Source organism: Saccharopolyspora sp. ID03-671 (genome assembly GCF_045278815.1).
Taxonomy (GTDB): domain Bacteria; phylum Actinomycetota; class Actinomycetes; order Mycobacteriales; family Pseudonocardiaceae; genus Saccharopolyspora; species Saccharopolyspora ipomoeae.
On the sequence record NZ_CP134054.1, the window covers coordinates 196,718 to 221,825 of the forward strand.

The following is a 25,108-nucleotide window of genomic DNA, read 5'->3' on the forward strand; positions in this document are numbered from 1 at the left end:
TGAACGTGAACACACTTCACATTCACCGAGGAGCAGGTAGATGTCCGTCGCTCGCAGACAGGTGCTGGCCGCCGCCGCGGCCGCGCCGCTGGCCGCCACAGGTCTGACCGCCACCGGTCTGGCCGCCCCGGGGGCCGGCGCCACCCCCGCGTCCGGCCAGGGCCCGACCGGGTACCGGGTCGGTCGCGGGGTCGCCGACGTCACCGGCCCGGCCGCCGAGAACGGCATGATGGGCTACTCCATGCCCCAGCAGCAGACCGCGGGCATCCACCTGCGCACCCTGGCGCGCGCGTTCGTCGTCGACGACGGCGCCAACCGGGTCGTGTTCGTGACCGCCGAGCTCGGCGCGCTGTTCCAGTCGGTGCACCAGGAGGTGATGCGGCGGCTGATCGAGACCTACGGCGGGCTCTACACCGAGCAGAACGTGCTGCTCAACGCCACGCACACGCACTCAGCGTGCGGCGGCGACTCGCACTACGCCGCCTACGACCTGGCCACCCTCGGGTTCCAGGAGGAGGTCTTCGAGGCCGTCGTCGGGGGTATCACCGAGGCCATCGGCGCAGCGCACGACGACCTGCGGCCCGGGACGCTCGCGCTCGGTCGGGCCGAGCTCACCGATGCCAGCGTCAACCGCTCCCGCAGCGCCTTCGAGCTCAACCCGCGGCAGGACACCGAGCACTTCCCGGATGCCATCGACCCCGCCGTGACGGTGCTGCGCTTCGCCCAGGGCGGGCGCGACGTCGGCGCGATCGCCTGGTTCGCCACCCACGGCACGTCGATGACCAACACCAACCACCTGATCAGCTCCGACAACAAGGGTTACGCCGCCTTCGCCTGGGAGCAGGACGACCCGGAGTTCGTGGCCTGCTTCGCCCAGACCAACGCCGCCGACATGTCCCCGAACCTCGACCTGGAACCGGGGAAGGGGCCGACCGACGACGAGTTCACCAACACCCGCATCATCGGAGAGCGCCAGTTCCGCGCCGCCCGAAGAGCTTTCGACGAGGCCGTCACCCCGATGAGCGGGCCGGTCGACTCGCTGCTGTGCTACGTGGACCTCTCCGAGGTCACTGTGGACGGACGGTTCACCCCGGACGGCGAGACGCACCGCACCTGCACGGCCGCGATCGGCTGGTCGATGCTGGCCGGAAGCACCGAGGACGGACCGGGAATCCCCATCGGCGAAGGTCTGCGCAACCCGCTGTGGGAGTGGCTGGGCGGGGCGGACGTGCCGATCCCGCCGCAGCTCGCCGACGAGCAGGCGCCGAAACCCGTTGCGGTGCCGTTCGGAGCGATGCCACCACACCCGTGGTGCCCGGAAGTGCTGCCGCTGCAACTGATGCGGCTCGGCGATCTCCACCTCGTTGCGGGCCCGGCGGAGTACACGATCGTGGCAGGGCTGCGGATCCGGCGCAGCGTCGCCGCCGAACTCGGCGTGCCGCTGGAGAACGTCCTCGTCCAGGGTTACGCCAACGCCTACAGCCAGTACGTCACCACGCCGGAGGAGTACGACGCCCAGCAGTACGAGGGCGCCTCCACGCTCTTCGGCCGCTACACCCTTCCGGCCTACCAGCAGGAGTTCACCCGCCTTGCCGCGGCGATGCGCGACGGGAAACGCGTTCCGCTGGGCCCGGTTCCGCCCGACATGTCCGGGACGCTGCCGAACCTGCAGCCCGGCGTGGTCTTCGACGCCCCGCCACCCGGACGCGATTTCGGCGACGTGCTCACCGAACCCGCGAGCGGCTACCACCGCGGCGACCGGGTCACCGCCGAGTTCGTCACCGGCCACCCGAAGAACGACCTGCGCCGCGGCGGCACGTTCGCCGAGGTCCAGCGCCTGGTGGACGGCCGGTGGGTCACCGTCGCCGACGACCGGCACTGGGCGACCCGCTACGAGTGGCGGCGCACCGGAGTGGCATCCTCGGCGGCGACGGTCACGTGGGACGTTCCCGCCGGAGTGCCCACGGGTCGTTACCGCATCGTCCACAACGGAGACTGGAAGGCCGCCGGTTCCGGGAAGATCACGGGGTTCGTCGGGATCAGCCGCGATTTCCTGGTGGCGTGATCGTCGGGATCGCGCGGTGCCGTGGTCGAATCGTAATGTCCCCGTGCGGGTAAACCGGTGATCAGAGTGCGTCACGGGTGGAACTCGACGCCCTGGTCGCGTACACCTGGGGACAGCACTTGACAAGCCCGAACCAGGAAGGTGTTCATGACCTCTTCGCCGAACGAGCCCGGCCAGGGCGGCTCCGAGAAGAAGCCCGCTGACGAGACCGAGAACTCGGCTCCGGAGCAGGCCTCGGAGAACGCGACCGCCGCCGGCCACGGCGAGGCCGAGACCGGCGCCGAGCAGTCGGGTGCCGAGAAGCCTGGTGCCGAGCAGACCGATGCAGCGGAGGCCGAGACCGCCGAGGCCGACAAGTCGGAGACCGCGGCCGAGACTTCCGAGACCGAGGGGGCCGAGGCTCCCGAGGCCGCTGCGACGGCTGAGACCGGTGAGTCCGCGGAGGCCGGTGAGCAGCCGAAGAAGAAGCGCAAGACCGGCATGATCATCGCCGTCGCCGCCTCGGTCGTGGTGCTCGCCGCGGTGGCAGCGGGTGCTTTCTGGCTGTTCAGCAGCGGCTCCGCGCAGGCGGCCGCCGAGGACTACGCGGCCATCTCCACCAAGGAGACCCAGGACCCGCGCAGCGTCACGGCCGACGACTACCGCCCGGTGGTCTGCAACGCCGCGATGCCGCAGATCGAGGAGCTGCAGAAGCAGAAGGAGGAGTTCCTGAAGGTCGCCAAGCCGCAGGACTTCGAGATGCTCAAGCAGGTCAAGACGACGGTCAAGGGCGTGCAGGAGAACGGCGACAGCGGCACGGCGACGATGGAGTCCACCGTCCCGGGCCAGCAGCCCGCGACCGCGCAGCTCAAGCTCGTCAAGGAAGACGGCGACTGGAAGCTCTGCGCCTGATCCCTCGCTCTTCGGTGGCCGGTCGCTTCGGTGATCGGCCACCGCTTGCGTTCCAGGGCCGGGAGGGGCACCTGGCAGCCGTTGGCAGGTGTCCTCGGCCCCGGGCTCAGGCCGCGGCGAGCTCGGGTCGGCGGCGGACGCGGCTCAGCGCGAGGGCGCCCGGGCCGGTGAAGGCGAGCAGCAGGAACGACCAGGCGAACAGGGCGGCCTGCTCGCCATCGTTCTGCAGGGGGAGCAGCCCGTCGGGCTGGTGCACGACGAAGTAGGCGTAGGCCATCGAGCCGGAGGCGAGCACGGCGGCGGCGCGGTGGAGCACGCCGAAGGCGACCAGGAGGCCGCACACCAGCTGGATCACCGCCGCCCACCACGAGGGCCACACCCCGAACGGGACCGTGCCGCCGCTGCCCGGCGCTCCGCCGAACACGCCGAACAGCGACGCCGCCCCGTGGCTGGCGAACAGCGCGCCGACGACGATCCGGAACACCCCGAGCGCGTAGGGCGCGTAGCTGTCGGCTTTTCGGTCAAGACTGGACATCTCATGACTCCCTGGGTGCTAGTGGACACCCACGAGCCTTAAGTTAGGCTACCCTAAAGTCAAGGGTGATCAAGCCGACTGTCCAGAACTTGAAACGGCCCCGACTGCGAACGGGCGAGCCGGTGCGCACCCCCGGACCCGACCCGATTGCGCTGGTCAGACAGCTGGTAAACGGCAACGGATCAGCCGGTGTACTTGCGGCCGATGTAGTCCTCGCCCGCCAGCGTCGGCAGCCGCGTCCAGCCCGCCCGGTCCTCGTGCCGGTGCTCGACGTCCACCTGGAGCGGCTCGGCCGCGTAGCGGACGCGGTCCACGGTGCCCCACGGCGGCGCCTCCGGCCCGCCCGGCAGGACCGAGACCATCCGCACCCACGTCGCCGTGTGGGTGCTGGTGGCGAAGTTGCCGCCCCAGTCGGTGAACGTGGAGTTGGACAGCACGCCCGGATCGATGTGCTCGGCCGCGCTGAGCCGCACCGTCGGCGGGGTGGTGATGCCGTCGGCGACCGCGGCCTGGTCGACGTCGGGCCACAGCACCGCGGAGATCTGGTCGGCGAAGACCACCTCGCCGTCGGTCACCGAGGTGACCGGCCGCAACCTGGTCAGCCGCGGCTGACCCACCGCCAGCCACGACCCGTGCTGCTCGACGACGACGCGGACCGCGCGCACGCGCTGCGGGAGCGCCACGGCCAGCTCCTGCCAGTGCCGCGAGCCCAGCGCGTCGTCGGGCCCCAGCGGACCGCTCGGGCCGGGCGCGGCCTCGCGGCTCAGCGGCAGGTCGACGACCCCGGTCGGGGTGTCCGCCCGCACCGAGAGCCGGTGCGCGGAGAGCCGATCGCCGAGCACCGGCACGGTGACGTGGGTGGCGTCGCCGGTCGCCGGAACCGGGTACCAGCCGGTGACGAGCTCTCCCCGGCCCGTGGGGGTGCTGGAGTTGCTGTGCCACACGCGCCCGGGCGACGACGGCGGCACCGGCAGGGGCGCAGCGGTGGCGAAATCGCCGCGCACGACGGCGGGTTCGGCCGGTTCCGGTGGCCGGGCGTCGGCATCGGCGAGGACCTGGACGTGATGGGCCAGGTCGCCGGTGCCGGACAGGGCGTGCTCGAACCCACCGCCGCCCACCGTCCAGCCCGGCGCCTGCCGGAGCGGTGCGCAGGCGAACACCGCGACCGTGCCGGTGACCAGCAGCAGCGCGGTGGCCAGCAGCACGCCGCGCTCGGGGCGCAGCAGCACCCCGAGGTGCCGACGGCGTCGCCACAGGCCGAACCCGGCGATCGCCAGCGCCAGCGCGACCCACAGCTTCGCGTCGCGCAGGAACACGTCCCCGACGTGCGGTGCGGTCATGTTCAGCTCGACCTTCGACGGCGCGGCGGGCAGGTGGTTGCCGAAGGACTGCCCCCGGTCGCTGAACGGCTTCCAGATGTTGGGGCCGGAGAACCCGGCCGCGGCCACCGCGATCATCACACCTGTGGCGGCGGTGCTCACCACCACGCCCGTGGTGCGGGGCAGCGGCGAGCGCAGCAGCGCGGTCGTGAGCAGCACGATCGCCGGTGCGGCCAGCGCCCCGAAGTGCACCACCCACTTCGTCGGGCTCAGCGCGAGGAACGCCATCGCCAGCGCGGTGGTCACGGCGCTGGAGAGCATCAGCCAGCGGAGCGTGCCGGGAGCGGTGCGCCGCCCGCGCCCGAGCGCCACCAGCAGGCCCACGGCGAGCGTCATGAGCACCGGCAGCCGCAGCGCCCACGGGCCGGCCATGAGGCTGTCGATGTGCCGCCACTCCTCGTACCAGGCGAACGAGCCGTAGTACCAGCGGTGCACCTTGGTGGCCTCCAGGACGTCGCCGAAGGTCGCGTCGGCGAAACCGACCGGCACCAGCGCGGTTCCGGCGGCGACCAGCGTCAACCCGGCCGCCGCGCGGGGCTTCCAGGTCCGGTCGCGCAGCCATCGCCACAACCACGGCAGCGCGGGAACCAGCGGCGCCCACGCCACCAGGCCCGACGGGGAGCAGCTCAACCCCAGCGCGGCGACCAGGGTGGCCGCGGCGGCCGCCGGGATGCTCTCCCGGCGGCGCGCGAGCTCGGCCAGCAGCGTGGTGGCCGCCGTCAGGCACAGGATCAGCGGTTCCGGGCGCAGCGACATCCCGTAGGGCAGCCACCAGGACAGGAACGCCAGGCCCAGCGCCCACGGCACCCACCGGTGCTCGGCCGCGCGCCCGAGGGTGGTCGCGAGCAGGACGCGCAGCAGCACCCAGGTCAGCAGCCCGTAGGCCAGCGGGAGCAGCCGCAGCCACCACAGCGAGAACTCGCCGAGACCGCCCCAGAACTGCATGAGGTACTGGCTGAGCACGAACGGGTTCTCGGTGACGTTGAACATGTAGACGTAGTTGCCGAGGAACCCGGATTCGGCCGCGTTGCGCGACATCAGCGCGTACCAGGCGTCGTCGTACCCGAGCGGCCCGAGCAGCACCCAGGACGCGGCGACGGCGCCGACGACCAGATCCACCCAGCGCGGACGCGGTCGCGGCACCCGCACCGGACCCCAGATCCGCCACGCGAGCGCGAGCGTCGCGGCCAGCGCGGCCAGATGTGCCACCAGCAGAGCGGTTTTCAGGTCGGTGGGCGTGGAGCTGTAGCGGTCGTCGGTGTGCAGGGTGACGCCGAGTCCCGCCGACTCCGGCAGTCCCGCGGCGGCGGTGGACAGCACCGACACCTCGGGCACCTGCGCGCCGGGAACCTCGGCGACCCGGTGGCCGCCGCGGGAGACCTCCAGGCCCGTGGCGGTCGCCGCGACGTGGTACGCGCACGGCCCCGCCGGGATCGGCTCTGCGAAGGCCGCGACGCCGTTCGCGAGCACCGAAACCCGGCCGCCGCCCGCGGAGATCGTGAGCCCGCCCCGCGGGTCCGCGCCTGCGGGGACGGTGCGCAGGACATCACCGGTGCCGACGGCGCGCAGCGCGGAGCACGGGATCGTCGCCTCCAGCGACAGCGGGCGCGGCGGGCTCAGCGGCACCGCCGTCGAACTCGGCAGCTTCCCGGCCTGCGGCCAGGACACGACCGGGTCCGAGACCGTGACGGGGGCGAACGGGATCACGACGCCCAGCAGGACCGTCACCGCGGCCAGCGCTCCGCACCACCAGGTGCGGCGGTTCGCCGGGATCGGCCGCCCGCGCGAGCGCTGCGGAGACCGGGTTTCGCCGAGTTCGAGGGGGTGGGAAACGACCACGCCTACACATCGACGCACTTCCGCGTCAACTGCACTACACGATCGAGGGTGCGGAAACGCCCGCCACTCGCCGATCTTGAAGCAGGAGCAGCGGAATCGATCGGGTTTTCCGGGTTGTGACTCTTCGGCGGATTGTGCGCGAGAAGTTCGCGGCCGGACGATCGATCGGCTCGCGGATGTCGACGGGATGTCGGGGTGTGGCGATGAGTTCAGGGTTCAGGATCACTCGGCGGCGCGCGTTGCAGGCCGGAACCGGCGCTGCGGCACTGGCTCTCGCACCGCCCGGCATCGGCTTGGCGCATGCGGCCGGGGTGACGTTGCGGCAGGGCACCAACATCTGCGCGGCCGCGGCCCCGGACGGGAGGATCGCGTTCGACCTGGTCAGCGCGATCTGGCTGCTGGAGGCCGGGGGAGGGCGGGCGCGCAAGCTCACCGATGAGCTGCAGGACGCCACGCAGCCCGACTTCTCCCCGGACGGGCGGAGCCTGGTGTTCCAGTCGTACCGCGACGGCAACTTCCACCTCTGGACGATGGCTCCGGGCTGCGGCAGCTGACGGCGGGCCCCGACGACCACCGGGAGCCGAAGTTCTCGCCGGACGGGAGGTTTCTCGCGTTCTCCTCCGATCGGGCGGGCGGGTACCAGGTCTTCACGATGGATCTCGGTTCCGGCGTGATCCGCCAGGTCACCCGGGACCGGGCGGACGTGTCGATGCCGAACTGGTCGCCCGACGGGTCCGCGCTGGTCTACGTCGCCGGGGAGACCGCGATCGAGCGCGTCGAGATCGCCTCCGGGCAGGTCAGCACCGTGGTCGAGGGCGAGGCGGAGCTGTTCGGGCCGAGCGTGGCGCCGGACGGGAGACTGGCCCACGTCCGGCTGGACGGGACGCGTCGGGACCTCGTCGTCGACGGCCGGGCCGTGACCGAAGGTGAGGACGTTTTCGGGTTCGCGCCGCGCTGGACCGGCCCGGACGAGCTGCTCTACACCGCCGACGGTGCGGTGCGCAGGCGAGTGCTCTCCGGCGGGCGCACCGACGTTCCGTTCGCCGCCGCGGTGCCGGTCCTGGGCTCGCGCGACTACCGGCGCCGGCGCCCGGGCGTGCGCGGACCGGACGTCACCGGCATCGCGAGCCCGGTGTGCTCCCGCGACGGCGGGCGGATCGCGTTCCGCGCGCTCAACGCGCTGTGGGTGCTGCCGATCGGCCAGGAGCCCCGGAAGGTCGTGTCCGACGGGTACTTCGCCTCCGACCCGGACTTCTCGCCCGACGGCCGGTTCCTGCTCTACAGCAGCGACCGCACCGGGACCGCCGAGCTCTGGCTGCACGAGCTCGCCACCGGTGCGGAGCGGCGGATCACCGACGTCGAAGGCGCCGCGATCACGCCCCGGTTCGCCCCGGACGGGAAGCGGATCGCCTACCAGGACCAGGACGGGGCGACCTGGGTCGCCGACCTCGACGGAGGTGCGCCGAGGCAGGTCACCTCGCCGATGTTCCAGCCCGGGCGCCCGGACTTCTCGCCGGACGGGCGAACCCTGGTGCTGGCGGCGGTCAAGCCCTACGCCGCGCGGGTGCGCGAGGGCACCAGCCAGATCGTGCGCGTCGACGTCGACGCCGGGACGTTGGAGTACACCGAGGTGCTGCCGTTCCGGTCGCTGGCCACGCGCGGCGACGACGGCCCGGTGTGGTCGCCGGACGGGCGGCACCTGGCGTTCGTGGTGGAGTCCACCGCGTGGATCGTGCCCGTCGACGCGGCCGGTGCGTTCACCGGCACGCCCCGCCAGGTCACCACCGAGCTGACCGACTCGCTGAGCTGGCGGGACGCCGAGCACCTGGTGTTCCTCAACGGCGGCGAGCTGCGCTCGGTGCACATCGGCACCGGCGAGGTCACCGCGATCCCCCTGGGCCTGCGGTGGCATCCCGCGCGCACCAGCGAGAACCAGGTGGTCCGGGTCGGCGCGCTGTGGGACGGGGTGGCGACCGAACTGCGCCGCGACGTCGACATCGTGCTGGCGGGGGAGCGGATCGCCGCGGTCGTGCCCGCCCGGGACGGGCGGGCACAGGTCGAGGCGCGCGAGCTGACGGCGATGCCCGGGCTGATCGACGCCCACGTGCACTGGCACCTGCGCGGCAGGCAGTGGGGCGATCGGCAGGGGCGGGCGTGGCTGGCCTTCGGCGTGACGACGACGCGCTCGCCCGGTGATCCGGCGTACCAGATGCAGGAGACGCGGGAGGCGCTGAGCTCCGGGGATCGGGTGGGGCCGCGGTACTTCGCCACCGGCGAGGCCATCGACGGCGGCCGCATCTACTACAACTTCATGCGCCCCACGCTCAGCGAGCGGCAGCTGGAGCTGGAGATGCGACGCGCGTCCACATTGGACTACGACCTGGTGAAGACCTACGTGCGGTTGCCGGTTCACCTGCAGCGGTCGGCGGTCGCGCGGGCGCACGCCGAGGGTCGGCCGCTGAGCTCGCACTACGTCTACCCGGCGGCGAACCTCGGCATGGACGGGATGGAGCACACCGGCGCCACCAACCGCCTCGGCTACTCGCACACCTGCGACGAGCTCGGCCGCTCCTACGCCGACGCGGTGGAGTTGTTCCTGGCCAGCGGCATGTCGATCACGCCGACGCTGTTCACCTCGTCCGCGCTGTACGCCGCGGACCGGTCGCTGGTCGACGACCGGCGCACGCGGGTGCTGTTCCCGCCGTGGGAGTACCAGCGGCTGCTCGGCGAGGTCGAGGACGCGGCCGGCCCGGACGGCGAGGTCGACCGGGCGCAGCTGGCCGGTCAGGTCGACATGCTGCTGCGCATCCACCGCGGCGGCGGGTTCGTCATCGCCGGAACCGACTCGCCGCTGGACAACATCGCGGTCTCGCTGCACATGAACCTGCGCGCGATGGTCGCCCACGGCTTCACCCCGCACGAAGCCCTCACCACGGCCACCCGCAACCCCGCCCGCTGGCTCGGTCTGCAGGGCGAACTCGGCGAAATCCGCCCGGGCGCCTACGCGGACCTGATCCTGGTCGAAGGCGACCCGCTCACGGACATCGCAGCAGCGGCCGCGGTCCACACCACCTACCGAGGCGCCATCCCTCACACCCCGAACACCCTCCTCGCCCCCTTCGAAACCTCGACCACCCCCAACACCAGGCCCGCCACTGACACCGGATCCACATCCGGCACCGCACCTTCCGCCGACGGCGCCCCGACCGGCGCCGCCCCGAGTGGCGCCGCCCCGAGTGGCGCCGCCCCGAGTGGCGCCGCACCGATCGACGGCGCAGTTCCGACCGCCCCCATCACCCACACCGGACCTGCCGCCCGAGAAACCAACCCCACCTACTGGTGGCACGAACCCGAGTGGACCCACCGCCTCTGCTGCGACCACTCCCACCCGACCTGATCCGCGACCACCCCGCCTGTCCTGATCCGCGAGGACGCCTCAATGAAGTCGCTACCCGGGGAAGGGAGGTTTCCGGAGAAGTCGCAGTCCTAGCCATAACCAACCAAGATCGAGACCTCTCCACCGCACCGCAGTTATCGCTAAAACTGCCCAGTGCCAACGGCGAACGTGACAGTGGTGGTTGGCAGGGGGCAGTTTTTCCTCGAATCACCCATGATCAACGTCCGTTTTGTCTGGACAATTCGAGGAAAAACTGTCGGCTGGTGACGTACGCGGATGGCCGCATCGGAGCGCCGGGCCTGCTCGTTAGGGTGGGAAGGTCGCGTTGGCGAGCGGGGGAGGGCGCGTTGGTGCTGCCGGAGCCGGAGCTGACGGGTGGTGAGGTCGACGTCGACCGCCCGAACTCGGCGCGGATGTACGACTACTACCTGGGCGGTTCGACGAACTTCGCCGTCGACCGCGAGGCCGCCGAGGCCGGGCTGCGGGCGATGCCGTACGCCCGCGACTACGCGGTCGCCAACCGGGCTTTCCTGCGCCGCGCGGTGAGCCACCTGGTGCAGCAGGGCATCGACCAGTTCCTCGACCTGGGCTCGGGCATCCCGACCGTCGGCAACGTCCACGAGATCGCCCACCGGCACAACCCGCAGGCCCGCATCGCCTACGTCGACCACGAACCGGTCGCCGTCGCCCACGCCCGAGCGCTGCTGGGCGAGAACCCGATGGTCACCATCGACGAAGCCGACATCCGCGACCCGGAGTCGGTGCTGCGCGCCCACGGCGTCGCCAAGATCGACTTCGGCCGACCGGTGGCGATCCTGGCGGTGGCGATCCTGCCGTTCGTGCCCGACCAGGCCGAGGCCACAGCCCTGACCGCCACCTACCGCGACGCGTGCGCGCCGGGCAGCTACCTCGCCGTCACCCACATCTCGCAGCTCGCCGCCACCGACGAGCAGGTCGTGGCGGCCGAGGAGGTCATGGCGCGCACACCGACCCCGGTGCGCTGGCGCCCGCCGCACGAGATCGCCGAGCTGCTCGACGGCTACGAGCTACTCCCGCCCGGCCTGGTCCCGACGCCGTCCTGGCACGCGGACCGGCCCCCGAGCGAGGACGAGATCGCCCGCGCCAACGCCTACGCCGCCGTCGGCCGTCTGGTTTAGCGGGCCTCCTCACCTGGGAACGTCGAGGGCACGGCCTCCGCGCGGCGGAGGTGAGTCTCCGAGCGGAAACACAGGTGATGCAGCCGTGGAGATCGGATCTCTGCAGCACGTGTACGAGCGGCCGGGCCCGTTCGTGACCGCCTACCTGGACACCTCGGGTGACGCCGAGGACGCGGCGAAGGCGATCGAGCTGCGCTGGCGGGCGGTCCGCGAGCGGCTCCAGGAGCAGGGCGCCGACGAGACGGCGCTGCACGCGATCGAGGATCACGTGCGCGAGCACCGAGCCCAGACCGGCCAACGCGGCCAGGTCCTCATCGCCCGAGGCGACCAGGTGGTGCTGCAGGACGAACTGCCCGAGCCGCCCACCGACCTGCCGACCGAGGACCAGGCCCACGTCGGCCCGATCCCGCACCTCATGCCCTACCTGCGTCGATGCATGACGACGGTGCCGTTCGTGATCGCGGACGTCGACCGCGCGGGCGCGGATCTCTCGCTGGTGCGCGGGCCCGGTCAGGTCGAGTCGGTCCGCGTCGACGGCGAGCAGCACCCGGTGCACAAGACCCGAGCGGGCGACGAGGAGAACCACCAGCGGTTCCACATGGCGGTGGAGGAGCGCTGGAAGCGCAACGCCGAGGCTGCGGCCGGGGAGATCGTCGAGCGCGCGAGCAAGATCGGCGCCCAGGCGATCGTGCTCACCGGTGAGGACCAGCAGCGCGCTCTGGTGCGCGAACTGGTGGGCGATCAGGACCTGGTGATCGAACCCGACTCCCGCACCGCCTCGGCGGAGCAGCTGCGCAGGGAGGTGACGCGCCGCGTCCACGAGTCCCAGATCGCCGAGGTCGTCGAGGAGTTCCGCCGGGAGGCCGGGCGCGGTGAGCGCGCCGTCGAGGGCTGGCAGGACACGGTGGAGGCGCTGCGCCGGGGCCAGGTCCGCACCCTGCTGTGGACGGCCGACGACCACGCGGGTGACCTGCACGTCGGCTCCGGCCCCACCGAGCTCGCCGCCGACGAACGCACCCTGACCGACTCCGGCGGCGAGATCATCGGCGACGCCCCGGCCAGCGCCGCCGTCGTCCGCGCTCTGGCCGGCACCGACGCCGACCTGGTGATCACCGAATCCGACACCGTCGACCTGACCGGCGGCATCGGCGCGGTCCTGCGGTACCGGGCCGCGTGATGCGCGCCGCTCGCGCGGTCGCCTCGTTCGACTCGGCCACCGGCATGCTGCGCGCCCTGTCGGCCTGCCTGGCCGGGCGTGACGTGCCTGCCCTCGGTGCGACGCCGCGTTCGGCGGTGCCGGCGATCTCCGCGCTGCTGGGCGCGGTCAACCGCCTCCCGCCGTCGCTCGCCGACCGGGTGTACGCGACCAGCGGGGTCAGCGAGGCCGTGCCGCCGGATCGACTCGCCGACATCGACGCCGACGACCTCGCGGAGTGGGTGGTCGACCCCTACCCGCGCCGCCGCTACCCGGTGATCTTCATCGGCTCCTCCAACGGCGCCCTGATGCACCTGGCGGCCGCGCTGGACGCGCCGTGGTTGCCGCAGACGCTGCTGATCCCGGTGCGGCGCGGAGGTGTGGATCGCGACGACCCGTCCGCGGAGCTGGAGGCCGGTCGAAGGCCGGGGTGGGAACTGCTGCGCACCAACCCGGAACTGGTGCTGCACCACATGCACGACCCCAACCAGGACCGGCTGATGATCGCCGGGATGTCGTACTTCCGCGTCAAGTGGCGCCGGCTCCCGGTGGCCTACCGGCGGTTCGTGCGCGAGCACCTGGCGCCGGACGGCGTCGTGGTCAGCGCCGAGTGCGGGCTGGACTGGCCGGTGACCCGCATCGACGACCGGCACGTCTTCCAGTTCGGCGCGCTCGGCGGCGCCGACGAGCAGGAGTACTTCACCGGCGGTCCGCGAGTCCGGGAGTTCTTGCGCCGCTACGGTTCCGAGCGCCGGTCGTGGAGCCCGCCGACCTCGGACGAGCGCGCCCCGGAGGCCGAGTGGGGTTTCGAGCCGCAGCTGCTCGACGACCTCGACGCGCTCGGGTTTTCGCTGCGCAGACTGCGGTTCGACCACCCGGAGGACCTGAGTCCGGCGGTGGCGGCGCTGCACCGCGACTGGTTCGCCGCGCACGGGCTGCCCGCGGACCGGTTGCTGGTGGAGACGTTCCTGCTGATGGAGCCGCATTGGGCGTTGCGGACCGGCTCCGTGCCGTTCTGGCTGGCGTTCAACGCGGGCCACTCACCCGAGGCGCTGCGCGAGCACCTGGACGCGGTCGGCTACGACGAGATCCGGATGATGCTGTTCTCCCACGGCACCGAATCGATCGGGCTGGCCCCGATGCAGACCTGGCAGGACCTGGTCGGCCGCGCGCGGCGGTTCGGGACGGTGCTGGGCGCGGACCCGCAGGCGTACCCGAGGGACTTCGCCGGGCTGGTCCGCGCGCACCGCGAGCTCACCCGCGTCTCCCCGCGGACGGCACCGCCCGCGATGTCGTTCCAGGAGGCGGAATCGGTGCTCCGAGGGGCGGACGTGCGGCTGTGAGGATGCATGGGATCGCTGCCGGCCGGGTAGGCGAGGGGGAGCCGCGCACGGGATTGGAGGACACCTCGTGGCGAACGCGAATCTGAAGGCGCTCAGCGACATCGGTGTGTCGATCTGGTTGGACGACCTGTCCCGCAACCGGATCCGGTCCGGGGGTTTCGACGACCTGATCGCCGAGTACCACCTGGTCGGGGCGACGAGCAATCCGACGATCTTCGCCGGTGCGGTGTCGAAGGAGCCCGAGTACGACGAGCAGGTCGCCGAGCTGGCGAAGGCGGGGGTGAGCACCGATCAGGCGGTGCGCACGATCACCACCGACGACGTGCGCGACGCGGCCGACGTCTTCCGCCCGGTCCACGAGCGGACCGGTGGTGTGGACGGCCGGGTGTCGCTGGAGGTCGACCCGCGGCTGGCCTACGACACCGACAAGACGGTGGCCGAGGCGATCGATCTGTGGAAGGCCGTGGACCGGCCGAACCTGATGGTCAAGATCCCGGCGACGCTGGCGGGTCTGCCCGCGATCACGAAGGTGATCGGTGAGGGCATCAGCGTGAACGTGACGCTGATCTTCTCCGTCGAGCGCTACCGGCAGGTCATGGACGCCTACCTGGCGGGTCTGGAGCTGGCCAGGGCCAACGGTCACGACCTGTCGAGCATCGAGTCGGTGGCGTCGTTCTTCGTGTCCCGCGTGGACACCGAGATCGACAAGCGGCTCGACGCGATGCAGGAGGGGCACCCGCTGCGGGGCAAGGCCGCGATCGCCAACGCCCGCCTGGCCTACGCCGCCTACCAGGAGGTCTTCTCGACCGAGCGGTGGAACGCGCTCCAGGCGCAGGGTGCTCGGGCGCAGCGTCCGCTGTGGGCCTCGACCGGGGTCAAGGACAAGTCCTACTCCGACACCCGCTACGTCGACGAGCTGGCGGCGCCGAACACGGTCAACACGATGCCGGAGTCGACGCTGCAGGCCACGGCCGATCACGCCGACGTGCGCGGTGACCTGGTCACCGGCACCGCGGCCGAGTCGCAGCAGGTCTTCGACGACCTGGCCGCGGCGGGCATCGACCTCGACGACGTGTTCAAGGCCCTGGAGACCGAGGGCGTGGAGAAGTTCGAGAAGTCCTGGACCGAACTCCTCGACACCGTCGGCCAACGCCTCGTCCGCGAAGGAGGGTGAGCATGTCCGAGACGACGCCGACCCCGAACGAGACCGAACCCGACCCGCAGGAGCTCGAAGATCCGGCGAACCTGCAGTCGGCGGAGGACCTCGACGAGGACGAGCTCGGCACCGATCCGCTGGAGCGCGGCGTCGAACCACCCGAGGGGTGGTCGGCGACCGCGCGGGAGCGGCCGACCCCGCGCGAGGAGCGCGAGGGCCGCAGCCTCGACGAGCGCTTCGCCGAGGAGCTCCCGGAAACCGACTGATCGTCGGTGCCGGGTGGATGATGGGGGACGTGGCCGCGGGGGAGTGGCGTTTCGTCGAGGGCGGCCGGGTGCTGCCCGGCGCCGTCGTGTCCGCGGTCGGCTACACGTCGCGGCTCGAACGCCCGGTGCAGCACCTCGGTCTGCCCTCACCCGCCCTGACGGTGGTGCTGACCTTCGACGAACCGGTGATCTCGGGGTTCCGCCCCACCGGGGAGGACGCCGAGACGGCGCACCTGGTTCTCGGCGGCCTGCACACCAGCCCCGCCTACATCGCCCAGCCGCGGGCGCAGAGCGGCATCCAGCTCGCGGTCCGGCCGCTGGCGCTGCGCCGCATGTTCGGGGTTCCCGCCGGTGAGCTGGCCGAGCGGGCCGTCGACGCGCAGGACGTGCTCGGGTCTGGCCTCGAGGACCTGCGCCAGCGGCTCGCCGAGCTCCCGAGCTGGCCGGAGCGCTTCGCTGCGCTGGCCGAGCACCTGCGGTCGGCAGCCTCAGAGGTGCGCTCGGAGCCTCGGCCGGAGGTGGCCGAGGCGTGGAAGTGGATCGCCTGGCATCGCGGAACGGGGTCGATGAGCGCCCTGGCCCGGCACGTCCACCTCGGCGAACGGCAGCTGACGACGTTGTTCCGCGCCGAGCTCGGGATGTCGCCCAAGGCCGTGTCCCGGCTGATGCGCTTCGAGCACGCCCGCCAGCGCATCGCCCGCGCCGTCCGCGACGACGTCGCCCCGGAGCTGTCGGCGGTCGCGCAAGCGTGCGGCTACTACGACCACTCGCACCTGGTCCGCGACTTCCGCCAGTACGCGGGAACGAGCCCGAGTCGCTGGATCGGGGCGGAGCTCCGAAACATCCAAGCCGGGGCCGGTCAGCCGGCGGAAGAATTCCCGGTATGACGACGACGAACACCAGGCCCGCCCCCACGGTGTGGGCCACGCTCCAAGCCCACGACGCACCCGCGCTCATCGATTTCCTGGTGAACACGCTCGGTTTCATCAAGACCGCCGCGTACGCCGACGGAGATCAGGTCGCCCACGCCCAGCTCGACTGGCCCGAAGGCGGCGGCATCATGCTCGGCTCCTACAAGCCGGACCAGGAGTGGTCCCGCCAACCCGGCACCGCAGGCATGTACGTGGTGACCGACGATCCCGACGCCCTCTACGCGAAGGTGCGCGCAGCGGGCGCCGACATCTTCAGGCCCATCGCCGACCAGGACTACGGCAACCGCGAATTCGGGGTCAGGGACCCGGAGGGCAACCTGTGGTCCTTCGGCTACTACCGCGGCGAACCCCGCCCGTGATCACTCGCCCTTGAGGCGGGAGTTGCAGTCCGCGCAGGTGGGGAAGTAGATCCAGTCCAGCTCGCTGGGCTGGGCGAGCGCGACGGGCTCGCCGCACACGGTCTCGGCCGAGGCGAGCCCGTCCCAGCGGGCACCGCGGAACGCGTGCCGCACGCCGCCCGGTAGGTTCTCGTTCGGCACCGGAAGCCAGAAGTGGCGCTGCGCCTGCTCGGTGTGCATCCCCGGTCCTCTCGGTTCGTGATCAAGTGGGATGCAAGGTAGCGAACTGCAATTGCAATCCGCGATTACCCAAAAGGCTGACTTGCTTGATCGCGTGATTCGTCTTGGTGCAAGATCCTGATCCATGTCGAAGACGTGGCCGGCGGTCCGGCGAGTCCAGGTCGGGTTGATGCTGCGCGCGATGCGCGAGCGCTCCGGCGTGAAGTCCAAGGAGATCAACGAAACCCTGGACTGGTACGTCGGAAAGCTGCAGAAGGTCGAGTCCGGCAACCTCACGGTCTCGGCCGCCGAGGTCAACGAACTCCTCCGCCTCTTCGGCAGCGAGGACCAGGAGGAAGCCGACCGCCTCCGCGCGTTGGCGAAGGAAGCCCGCCGCCGGGACCAACCGGCCAGAGTCCCCGACTGGGCAGCCACCTACGTCGCCCTCGAAGGCGCGGCGGTGGAGATCAAGTACTACGACCCGGAAGTGATTCCGGCGATCCTGCAGACCGAGTTCTACGCGACCGCCATCCTCTCGAACCCGCTGGACGACAGCCAGAACGTGGAACCGGCCGTTGCTGAGCGCATGGCTCGATCCGATCGCGCGATGAGCGAGGGCGGTCCCGATCTGTGGTGCGTCATCGGTGAAGCCGTCCTGTATCGGCAGGTCGGTGGTAGGTCCGTGCTGCGGGATCAGCTGCAGCACCTGCGGAAGATGGCCGCCCGTCCGAACGTGACATTGCAGATCCTCCCGTTCGAAGCCGGGGAGCACGTCGCTCTTGGCTCATCGTTCCGATTGCTGCATCTGGATGAACCTGAAGCGACTTACGTCTACGTCGAAGCTCTGACGAGCGGTGATTACCTGGACAAGCCAACCCACACGAACCGCTACGTGACGGCTTTCGATAGCCTGCGCATGGTCGCAGCATCCGACCGGGTGACCGTGAAGATGCTCGATCGCAGGATCAAGGAGCTGACCTAACGGAGTGGTGATCATGGCCCCGACCTCGCCCGCGTCGAACTGGCGCAAGTCGAGCTTCAGCCAGGGGGCCGACAACTGCGTCGAGGTCGGCCGCGCCGCGCGCTCCGGGGCCGCGGTCCGCGACACCAAGGACCGGGCCGCGGGCTACTTCACGACGACGAGCTCGCAGTGGAGCGCCTTCCTCGGCGCGCTCAAGGCAGGACGCTTCGACAAGTAGTTCGCCCCCGGGGACGTTCAGAGTCCGAGGTCGTCGCGCGACGCCTCGGCGAGGCTTCGAACGAGCGCGTCCGGGATGGGCTTGCGCGGCGAGAAGGTGACCCCGGTCTTGCTGGCCTTGAGGCCGGCGGCGGCGATGTCATCGGCCAGCGCCGTGATGGCGACGGGCGAGAGGTAGAGCCCGCACTGCCGGCTGAACGCGGCGTAACCGGCAACGATCGAACCGCCCACCTCGAACCCGGGCATGTTGTACTTCACGACCTCCTCCGCCTCCGGAAGCGCACTCGAAAGCTGAGTCCGCACGTGCTCCAGAAGCGGCCTGAGCTCCTCCGAAACCCCGGCGATGTAAGTGTCGTGCTCAGACATCACACCGATTCCCCTCGATAACGAGTCCACACCCTCCGCTCAAGCATCCCAGGCGACCGGATGCCCACCCTCCACAGTGACCCTCCCGAAGGGCGCGTTCCTCACCAGCGGACAGTTTTAGCCATAATCACCCATGATCAATGTCCGTTTTGTCCGGACAGTTATGGCTAAAACTGTCCCGGGTGACGTTGCGGCCCTTCGGAACCCAGTGCGGCGCCCCACCGTCGACAGCGACATCCGGGGCGGTCTGAGCCCGGTCGAGGTGTCCTCGGGTCGAAAACCGCGGTTTTCACGCGTCGAAAACCGCAGTTTTCGACGCACGAAAACTGCGGTTTTCGACACCGCGAATACGGGGGTTTTGGCGGGTGGGTCAGCGCGGGGTGAGGAGTTGGACGGTGCCTTCTCCGTTGGCGGCGAGGAGGAGGTTGCCGTCCGGGGTGGTGGCCAGGCCCGCGAAGGGGCGGGGGCGGGCTGGTGGGAAGAGGGTGGGGTCGGGGTCTTCGCGGTGCACGCCCGGGGGTAGGCCGACGGGGAGGGAGGTGGCCTCGGTGCGGATGGCGCCGGTGGTGAGGGTGATGGCGAGGAGGGTCCGGGTGCCGACCTCGACGACGTAGAGAGTGTCTTCGAGGAGGGCGATGCCTTGGGGCTGGTCGAGTCCGTCCACGATGGACTCGGAGTCGTCGAGCCGGATGACCGCGCCCAGGGCGTCGTCGGAGGCGTAGCGGTGGCCGTCCGCGTCGACCGCGATGTCGACGGGGTGGGGGAGTTCGGCGATGACGGTGAGCGCGTCGTCGGCGTCGAGGTGGATCACGCGGCCCGCACCGGACTCGGCCACGAGCAGCCCGTCATCGGTCGCGGCGATGCCCGTCGGCTCGGACAGTCCCTTGGCGCGCAGCCGGACCTCGCGGGTCGCGGGGTCGAAGGTGCGGACGTCGCCGTGCATCGACGTGACGTGCACGAGCCCGCCGGCCGCGGCGACGCCGTGATGCGCGCCGCCGGTGACGGGCTGGATCAGGTCGCCGGTCACCAGATCCCCGTCGGCCAGGCGGAAGTGGTCGCCCGCGTAGACCCGGCCCGCCTCGTCGGCGGTCACCCCGAACGGGCCGTGCAAGCCGCGACCGACGACGGTCCGGGTGCCCAGGGCGTCGACCTGGGTGACGCCGCCGCTGCCGAAGCTCGACACCAGCATCCGGTTCTCCCGGTCGAACGCCGCGTTGTCCATCCCGGCCACACCGGTCTCGATGATGCCGCGCCGCCCGGTGTCGGGATCGATGCGGGTCACGATCCCCTCGACGCCTCGCGAGAGCACGATCAGCGCGCCGTCGTGGTCGAAGCGCACCGCGACCGGCTCGTGCACGTCGTCGGCGACCTCCTGCGGCGCACCGCCGTCGGGGGAGACGCGCCAGACCTGCCCGGTCATCATGTGCGGGTAGTACAGCGAGCCGTCCGGGCCCTGCTGCATCGCGTTGCCCATCGCCAGCCCTTCGGCGAGCACGATCGTCTCGCCCGAGTCGGGCAGCAGCTCCACGACCCGCCCGCCGGGGCGCATCTCGTTGACGAACAACCGATCGCCGACGCAGGTGATGCCGTTGGGCACCAGGATCTCCTCCGACAGCAGCGTGAACTCGCCGTCCGGCGAACGCCGCCACACCCGCTGCGGGGTGATGTCGGCGATGTACATCGACCCGTCGGAGCCGAAGGCCAGGTCGTCGGGCCCCTGCACGGGCCCGTCCGGCGGGACGACGACCTCCACCGCACCGGTGGTGACGTCGACGGCGCTGATCTGCCCGGCCAGGAACTGCGCGACGTACAGCCGCCCGTCGGGGCCGAAGGTGAGGCCGTTGGAACCCCACAGCGGGCTCGGCTCGTTGAGCCTGCGCATCCGCCACCGCTCACTGCTCGGGGCGCCGAAACCGGCGGAACGCGTGGGCACGATGCAGCTCCTCGGGTTAAGTCGGGTGACTTAACCAAGGTATCAAGCGGAGGTTCGCCGTCCGAGCGACCACCGGCCGAACGCGAGCGGGCGCCCCCACCGCGATGAGGGCGCCCGCTGCCGTTCGCGCTGCTAGGCGATTTCCGCGGCCTGCGCCCGCTCCGCCTCGGCCATCCGGGATTTCCGGTAGCCGTAGGCGAAGTAGAGCACCAGGCCGACGGCCATCCAGATCAGGAACCGGACCCAGGTCATCGCGGTCAGGTTGACCATCACCCACAGGCACGCGAGCACCGCGAGGATCGGGACCAGCGGCACCAGCGGGGTGCGGAACGATCGCGGCAGGTCGGGCCTGGTCTTGCGCAGGATGACCACACCCACCGAGACCATGATGAACGCCGCCAGCGTGCCGACGTTGACCATCTCCTCCAGCTTGCTGGCCGGGAAGAAACCGGAGGCGATGACGACGAAGATGCCGACCAGGACGGTGGCGCGCACCGGCGTGCCCGTCGCCGGAGCGGTCTTGGCGAGCGCGCGCGGGATCAGGCCGTCGCGGCCCATCGCGAACAGCACGCGGATCTGACCCAGCATCAGCACCATGACCACGGTGGTCAGACCGGCCAGCGCGCCGATGATGATGAAGCTCGCCGTCCAGGTCTGCCCGTGGTGGGTGAACGCGGTGGCGAGGGTGGCCTTGGTCCCGTCGGGCTTGGTGGCCAGCTCCTTGTAGGACACCATGCCGGTCACGACCAGGGCCACGGCGACGTAGAGCACGGTCACGATGGCCAGCGAGCCCATGATGCCGCGCGGCATGTCGCGCTGCGGATTGCGGGTCTCCTCGGCCGTGGTGGCAACGACGTCGAACCCGATGAAGGCGAAGAAGACGATGGCCGCACCGGCGAAGATGCCGAACACGCCGAAGTTGCTCGTCGAGCCGCCCAGGATCAGCGAGAACAGCGACTGATCCAGTCCGCCGCCACCGGAACCGCCGCCGGTGGGTTCCGGGATGAACGGGCGGTAGTTCGCCGTGTCGATCCAGCGCAGCCCGGCGAAGATCACCAGCAGCACGACGGCGATCTTGACCAGGGTGATGACCTGCGTGACCCGTGCGGAGAGCTTGATGCCCACGGCCAGGACGACGGTGAGCGCGAGGGTGAGCACCACCGCGCCCCAGTCGAAGTCGAACCCGGCCAGCGGCACCGTGGTCTTCGCCTGGATTCCCAGCAGGCCGAGGGCTTCCTGCAGGTACTCCGACCAGCCCTTGGCAACGACGGCCGAGCCCAGCGCCAGCTCCAGCAGCAGGTCCCACCCGAGGATCCAGGCGACGAACTCGCCGAAGGTCGCGTACGAGTAGGTGTAAGCGCTGCCCGCGACGGGCACGGTGGAAGCGAACTCCGCGTAGCACAGCGCGGCGAGCCCGCACGCGACCGCCGAGATCACGAACGACAGAGCCACACCGGGACCGGCGATGTTCCCGGCGGTCCGAGCGGTCATGGTGAAGATGCCGGCGCCGATGGTGACGGCCACACCGAACATCACGAGGTCGAAAGCAGACAGGTTCTTGCGCAGCCGGGTGTCCGGTTCATCGGTGTCGGCGCGCGATTGCTCCACGGACTTGGTCCGCAGCAGCCCGGTACGAGGCACTGTCCATCCTCCTAGAACGGCCAAGGTGACACGGTGGGGACGAACCGTAAGCAGGGGGCTCGCGGGGTGTCGAGGTCGTGCCCAGGACAGTTGTAGCTACGTGACCGGTTCAACCACTCACGCGGCGAAAGAGTGTGAGGTTCACCCGCTTTGGGCGATTTTTCGGTCCACTCAGGACGGGATCGCGCCCCGCTGCTTGACCCGCACCGCCACGCCCTGCACGGCCTCGACCAGCCGCGCCGTCTCGCGCGCGGCCCGCAACCACGGCCGCTCGTCCTCCGCCGAGCGCCCGTCGCGGACGGCGGCGGCGAAGGACGCCAGCGAGTCGCGGAACTGGTGCGAGGCGTCGAGCACGAACTCCTCGGCGTGGTCCTGCTCGTCCAGGCGCAGCAGCGGCCGGTGCTCGGCGGGCGGGGTGAACGCGCGCTCCAGGCTCAGCCGGGCCGCGTCGCCCCACAGCGCGTAGCGCGAGCGGTAGCTGTGCTGGAAACCGAACTCCAGGTCGGCGAACACGCCGTTCTCCGACACCAGCAGCGCGTGCCCGGCCATGTCCACACCGGTCTCGGAATCCACCCGCAGCGTCGCACCCGCGACGGTGAGCCCGTCGCCGAGCATCAGCTGCGCCGCCCGGATCGGGTACACGCCGACGTCGAGCAGGCTCCCGGCACCCAGCGCGGGGTCGTAGCGGATGTCGCCGGGCTTCGGCGACGGGATGCCGAACGCCGAGCTGAAGGTGCGCAGGCGGCCCAGGCGTCCGCGCGCGACGAGCTCGCGCACCACGTCGTGCTGCGGGTGGTGCAGGAACGCGAAGTTCTCCCGCAGCACCAGGCCGCGCTCGGCGGCCAGCGCCACCAGCTCGTCGGTGCGCTCGGCCGAGACCGTCATCGGCTTCTCGCACAGCACGTGCTTCCCTGCGTGCAGCGCGCGCTTCGTCCAGTCGAAGTGCAGCGAGTTCGGCAGCGACAGGTAGATCGCGTCCACGTCGGGGGAGTCGATCAGCTGCTCGTAGGTCATCGCGGTGCCGCCGTGCTCGGCGGCGAAGCGCTCCGCGCGGGCCGCGGTGCGGCTGGCCACGCCGGTGATCTCGGAACCGTCGGTGTCGTGCAGCGCGGGAAGGGCCCGCCGCTCGGCGATCGCGGAGCAGCCGAGCACGCCCCATCGCACTCTGTTCGCCTCCATCAACCGCAGCCTAGGGGAAGAGGGTGGCGTCGCGCGGGATGGTCACGAGGTTCGGCCGCGCCGGGCGAGCAGGATCGCGAAAGCCGGGACGCCGACCAGCGCGGTCATCACCCCGACCGGAACCTCCTGCGGCGCGGCGACGGTCGTCGCGAGCACGTCGACCCACACCAGCAGGATCGCGCCCAGCACGGCCGTGACCGGCAGCAACGCGCGGTGGCGCGGTCCCACGACGAGCTTGGCGGCCTGCGGCAGGACCAGGCCGACGAACCCGATCGCCCCGGCCGCGGCCACCAGCGTGGCGGCCAGCAGGGCGGTGACCACCAGCAGCACGATCCGCAATCGGGCGACGTTGACGCCCAGCGCGGCCGCCGTGTCGTGGCCCAGCGCGAAGGCGTCCAGCGCACCTGCGCGCGCCAGGCACACCAGCAGGCACACCGCGCACACGGCGCCCGAGACCGCGACGTCGTTCCAGCGCGCGCCGGACAGCGAGCCCAGCAGCCAGAACAGCACTCCCCGGGTCTGCTCGGCGTCGGCGGAGGTGATCACCACGAACGAGGTGAGCGCCGAGAACAGCTGCGTCCCGGCCACTCCCGCCAGCACCAGGTGCGTGGTGGTGCCGCCCGCCAGCGAGCCGAGGGTCAGCACCAGCGCGAACGCCACCAGCGCCCCGGCGAAGGCGCCGGCGGTGAGCCCGATCGCGCCCGCGCCGAGCCCGAGGATCACCACCAGCACCGCGCCGGTCGAGGCCCCGGCCGACACGCCCAGCAGGAACGGGTCGGCCAGCGGGTTGCGCAGCAACGACTGGAGCACCGCCCCGCACATCCCGAGACCGGCGCCGCAGATCGCGGCCAGCACCGCGCGGGGCAATCGCAGCTGCCACACGATGCCCTGCCCGATCCGCGAGACGTCGGTCTCGCCGAGACCGAGCCGCGCGCCCACGACCCCGGCCACGTCGGTGACCGAGAGGGGCGCCGGACCGAGGGTGACCGCCACCGCGATCGACAGCAGCAGCGCCGGGATCCCGGCCAGCACGATCAGCGGAGCGCGCACCCGTCCGGTCCTCACCTGCGCTCCAGCTCGGCGAGCCGGTCGGCCAGCCGCTCGATGCCGGTGATGGTGCGCAGGCTGATGTTCATCTCGGTGCCGGTCATCGGCATCCAGTCGCCGGCGGCCACCGCGGGCAGCCGCGACATCGCCGGGTCGGTGCGCAGGAACTCCTGCTTGGCCGCGAGGGAATCGCCTTCGCCGTCGCGGGTGAGATCGCCCAGCACCAGCAGGTCGGGGTCGCGGGCGAGCACGTCCTCCCACGACACCTGCGGCCACATCGAGGTCACGTCGTCGTAGGCGTTGCGCACCCCCAGTGCGCGGGTCATGATCGCCGGTGAACCGGTGGAGCCCGCCACGTAGGGGGATTCGGTGCGGGCGAACCAGAACAGCACCGAAGTGTCCTGCGCGGCAACGGCTTTGGCCCGCGCGGCGGCGACCCGCTGCTGCAGCTGCGCCACCAGCGCCTCGCCCCGATCGGTGACGTCGAAGATCGCCGCGATCTCGCGGACCTCGCGGTAGATGTCGTCGAGCTCGACCGGCTCGCCCAGCGGCGCCTCCTCCGGCAGGCAGTTGGAGGGCGAGAGGTAGGTCGGAACGCCGAGCTCGGCGAAGCGCTCGCGGGAGGCCACGCCCTCGTCGGTGAACACCGCTCGGTAAGCGCCCAGCACCGCGTCCGGTTCGGTGGCCAGCACCGACTCGAACGACGGGTTGTTGTCGGAGAGCCTGGGCACCCGGGCGTTGTCGGCGGCCAGCGCCGGGTCGACCGGGTCGGTCCAGGTCGCGGTGCCCACCATCCGGTCGGCCAGGCCGAGCGAGAGCATGATCTCGGTGGTCGACTGGTTCAGGCTCACCGCCCGCTTCGGCGGTTCGGACACCGCGACCTCGGTGTCGCAGTTGGGGATCGTCACCCGCGGCGGAGCGGACTCCGTAGCAGGTGCGGAGCAGGCGGCGAGAGCGGCGGCGCAGAGCAGCATCGAGCTCGTGCGCGTCCAGAGTCGGAACACGTCGTGCGGAAATCCTCACCCCGGGCCC

General features: G+C 71.3%; 22 protein-coding genes. 13 read left to right on the plus strand and 9 right to left on the minus strand.

All coding sequences use genetic code 11. The annotated features are described in order from the left end of the window. Positions 1-40: 40 nt before the first annotated feature. Together REH65_RS00960 and REH65_RS00965 are read left to right on the plus strand one after the other, a co-directional pair. Positions 41-2,065: a neutral/alkaline ceramidase gene (locus REH65_RS00960; protein WP_406690835.1), complete on the plus strand. Its 2,025-nt coding sequence runs from the start codon at positions 41-43 to the stop codon at positions 2,063-2,065. 147 nt (positions 2,066-2,212) lie between these two features. Continuing rightward, positions 2,213-2,956, plus strand: a complete 744-nt coding sequence (locus tag REH65_RS00965; protein ID WP_406690836.1) for a hypothetical protein — start codon at positions 2,213-2,215, stop codon at positions 2,954-2,956. Between the two features lie 106 nt (positions 2,957-3,062). Here the strand turns inward: REH65_RS00965 and REH65_RS00970 are convergent, their stop codons facing one another. Next, a complete protein-coding gene (locus tag REH65_RS00970) occupies positions 3,063-3,491 on the minus strand; it encodes a DoxX family protein (RefSeq protein WP_406690837.1) in 429 nt (142 codons plus the stop codon). Positions 3,492-3,673: 182 nt separating this feature from the next. Continuing rightward, positions 3,674-6,709: an arabinosyltransferase domain-containing protein gene (locus tag REH65_RS00975; protein ID WP_406690838.1), complete on the minus strand. Its 3,036-nt coding sequence runs from the start codon at positions 6,707-6,709 to the stop codon at positions 3,674-3,676. Positions 6,710-6,912: 203 nt separating this feature from the next. On the opposite strand from REH65_RS00975, the gene REH65_RS00980 reads away from it, so the two are divergent. The 9 genes from REH65_RS00980 (at position 6,913) to REH65_RS01020 (ending at position 16,514) form a co-directional block, all read left to right on the plus strand. Continuing rightward, complete coding sequence (locus REH65_RS00980; protein WP_406690839.1) at positions 6,913-7,263, plus strand: TolB family protein; 351 nt, start codon at positions 6,913-6,915, stop codon at positions 7,261-7,263. 98 nt (positions 7,264-7,361) lie between these two features. Next, entirely contained in the window at positions 7,362-10,106 is a 2,745-nt protein-coding gene (locus REH65_RS00985) for an amidohydrolase family protein (protein ID WP_406690840.1), read from the plus strand. A 350-nt stretch (positions 10,107-10,456) separates the two neighbouring features. After that, positions 10,457-11,263: an SAM-dependent methyltransferase gene (locus REH65_RS00990; RefSeq protein WP_406693296.1), complete on the plus strand. Its 807-nt coding sequence runs from the start codon at positions 10,457-10,459 to the stop codon at positions 11,261-11,263. An 85-nt stretch (positions 11,264-11,348) separates the two neighbouring features. Next, the gene (locus REH65_RS00995; protein WP_406690841.1) at positions 11,349-12,440 is read left to right on the plus strand and encodes a hypothetical protein; all 1,092 of its coding nucleotides are present in this window, start codon (positions 11,349-11,351) and stop codon (positions 12,438-12,440) included. Further along, positions 12,440-13,801, plus strand: coding sequence for a hypothetical protein (locus REH65_RS01000; RefSeq protein WP_406690842.1), 1,362 nt, complete (start codon positions 12,440-12,442; stop codon positions 13,799-13,801). The genes REH65_RS00995 and REH65_RS01000 overlap by 1 nt, the downstream gene beginning before the upstream one ends. 52 nt (positions 13,802-13,853) lie before the next feature. After that, the gene (gene tal / locus REH65_RS01005) at positions 13,854-14,975 is read left to right on the plus strand and encodes a transaldolase (RefSeq protein ID WP_406693297.1); all 1,122 of its coding nucleotides are present in this window, start codon (positions 13,854-13,856) and stop codon (positions 14,973-14,975) included. A gap of 2 nt (positions 14,976-14,977) precedes the next feature. Further along, a complete protein-coding gene (locus REH65_RS01010) occupies positions 14,978-15,223 on the plus strand; it encodes a hypothetical protein (protein ID WP_281454175.1) in 246 nt (81 codons plus the stop codon). Between the two features lie 29 nt (positions 15,224-15,252). Further along, positions 15,253-16,110: a helix-turn-helix domain-containing protein gene (locus REH65_RS01015; protein ID WP_406690843.1), complete on the plus strand. Its 858-nt coding sequence runs from the start codon at positions 15,253-15,255 to the stop codon at positions 16,108-16,110. Further along, a complete protein-coding gene (locus REH65_RS01020) occupies positions 16,107-16,514 on the plus strand; it encodes a VOC family protein (RefSeq protein WP_406690844.1) in 408 nt (135 codons plus the stop codon). The genes REH65_RS01015 and REH65_RS01020 overlap by 4 nt, the downstream gene beginning before the upstream one ends. Here the strand turns inward: REH65_RS01020 and REH65_RS01025 are convergent, their stop codons facing one another. Beyond that, positions 16,515-16,733 (minus strand): hypothetical protein, encoded by a 219-nt coding sequence (locus REH65_RS01025; RefSeq protein ID WP_281454178.1) that lies wholly within the window; start codon positions 16,731-16,733, stop codon positions 16,515-16,517. Between the two features lie 124 nt (positions 16,734-16,857). Here REH65_RS01025 and REH65_RS01030 point away from each other — a divergent pair, with 124 nt between their 5' ends. Together REH65_RS01030 and REH65_RS01035 are read left to right on the plus strand one after the other, a co-directional pair. After that, positions 16,858-17,694 (plus strand): DUF5753 domain-containing protein, encoded by an 837-nt coding sequence (locus REH65_RS01030; protein ID WP_406690845.1) that lies wholly within the window; start codon positions 16,858-16,860, stop codon positions 17,692-17,694. Positions 17,695-17,707: 13 nt separating this feature from the next. Beyond that, the gene (locus REH65_RS01035) at positions 17,708-17,911 is read left to right on the plus strand and encodes a DUF397 domain-containing protein (protein ID WP_406690846.1); all 204 of its coding nucleotides are present in this window, start codon (positions 17,708-17,710) and stop codon (positions 17,909-17,911) included. 17 nt (positions 17,912-17,928) lie between these two features. Here REH65_RS01035 and REH65_RS01040 read toward each other — a convergent pair whose 3' ends face one another. The 6 genes from REH65_RS01040 to REH65_RS01065 all read right to left on the minus strand — a co-directional run bounded on the left by REH65_RS01040 (position 17,929) and on the right by REH65_RS01065 (position 25,080). Continuing rightward, positions 17,929-18,276, minus strand: coding sequence for an iron chaperone (locus tag REH65_RS01040; protein WP_406690847.1), 348 nt, complete (start codon positions 18,274-18,276; stop codon positions 17,929-17,931). Positions 18,277-18,646: 370 nt separating this feature from the next. Continuing rightward, positions 18,647-20,209 (minus strand): hypothetical protein, encoded by a 1,563-nt coding sequence (locus REH65_RS01045; protein WP_406690848.1) that lies wholly within the window; start codon positions 20,207-20,209, stop codon positions 18,647-18,649. 132 nt (positions 20,210-20,341) lie between these two features. Then, entirely contained in the window at positions 20,342-21,850 is a 1,509-nt protein-coding gene (locus REH65_RS01050) for an amino acid permease (RefSeq protein ID WP_406690849.1), read from the minus strand. 171 nt (positions 21,851-22,021) lie between these two features. Further along, positions 22,022-23,029: a Gfo/Idh/MocA family protein gene (locus REH65_RS01055; protein WP_406690850.1), complete on the minus strand. Its 1,008-nt coding sequence runs from the start codon at positions 23,027-23,029 to the stop codon at positions 22,022-22,024. Between the two features lie 42 nt (positions 23,030-23,071). Next, positions 23,072-24,094: an iron ABC transporter permease gene (locus REH65_RS01060; RefSeq protein WP_281454186.1), complete on the minus strand. Its 1,023-nt coding sequence runs from the start codon at positions 24,092-24,094 to the stop codon at positions 23,072-23,074. Then, positions 24,091-25,080, minus strand: coding sequence for an ABC transporter substrate-binding protein (locus REH65_RS01065; RefSeq protein ID WP_406690851.1), 990 nt, complete (start codon positions 25,078-25,080; stop codon positions 24,091-24,093). Before REH65_RS01065 ends, REH65_RS01060 begins: the two co-directional genes overlap by 4 nt. Positions 25,081-25,108 lie beyond the last annotated feature (28 nt).

Excerpts from the sequence above, each read along its gene's own strand:
- REH65_RS00965 (WP_406690836.1), top strand. The coding sequence starts at position 2,213 with ATGACCTCTTCGCCGAACGAGCCCGGCCAGGGCGGCTCCGAGAAGAAG.
- REH65_RS01035 (WP_406690846.1), top strand. The coding sequence starts at position 17,708 with ATGGCCCCGACCTCGCCCGCGTCGAACTGGCGCAAGTCGAGCTTCAGC.
- REH65_RS01000 (WP_406690842.1), top strand. The coding sequence starts at position 12,440 with ATGCGCGCCGCTCGCGCGGTCGCCTCGTTCGACTCGGCCACCGGCATG.
- REH65_RS01055 (WP_406690850.1), bottom strand. The coding sequence starts at position 23,029 with ATGGAGGCGAACAGAGTGCGATGGGGCGTGCTCGGCTGCTCCGCGATC.
- REH65_RS00985 (WP_406690840.1), top strand. The coding sequence starts at position 7,362 with ATGGATCTCGGTTCCGGCGTGATCCGCCAGGTCACCCGGGACCGGGCG.
- REH65_RS00970 (WP_406690837.1), bottom strand. The coding sequence starts at position 3,491 with ATGTCCAGTCTTGACCGAAAAGCCGACAGCTACGCGCCCTACGCGCTC.
- REH65_RS01025 (WP_281454178.1), bottom strand. The coding sequence starts at position 16,733 with ATGCACACCGAGCAGGCGCAGCGCCACTTCTGGCTTCCGGTGCCGAAC.
- REH65_RS01020 (WP_406690844.1), top strand. The coding sequence starts at position 16,107 with ATGACGACGACGAACACCAGGCCCGCCCCCACGGTGTGGGCCACGCTC.
- REH65_RS01030 (WP_406690845.1), top strand. The coding sequence starts at position 16,858 with ATGTCGAAGACGTGGCCGGCGGTCCGGCGAGTCCAGGTCGGGTTGATG.
- REH65_RS01010 (WP_281454175.1), top strand. The coding sequence starts at position 14,978 with ATGTCCGAGACGACGCCGACCCCGAACGAGACCGAACCCGACCCGCAG.
- REH65_RS00960 (WP_406690835.1), top strand. The coding sequence starts at position 41 with ATGTCCGTCGCTCGCAGACAGGTGCTGGCCGCCGCCGCGGCCGCGCCG.
- REH65_RS00980 (WP_406690839.1), top strand. The coding sequence starts at position 6,913 with ATGAGTTCAGGGTTCAGGATCACTCGGCGGCGCGCGTTGCAGGCCGGA.
- REH65_RS01040 (WP_406690847.1), bottom strand. The coding sequence starts at position 18,276 with ATGTCTGAGCACGACACTTACATCGCCGGGGTTTCGGAGGAGCTCAGG.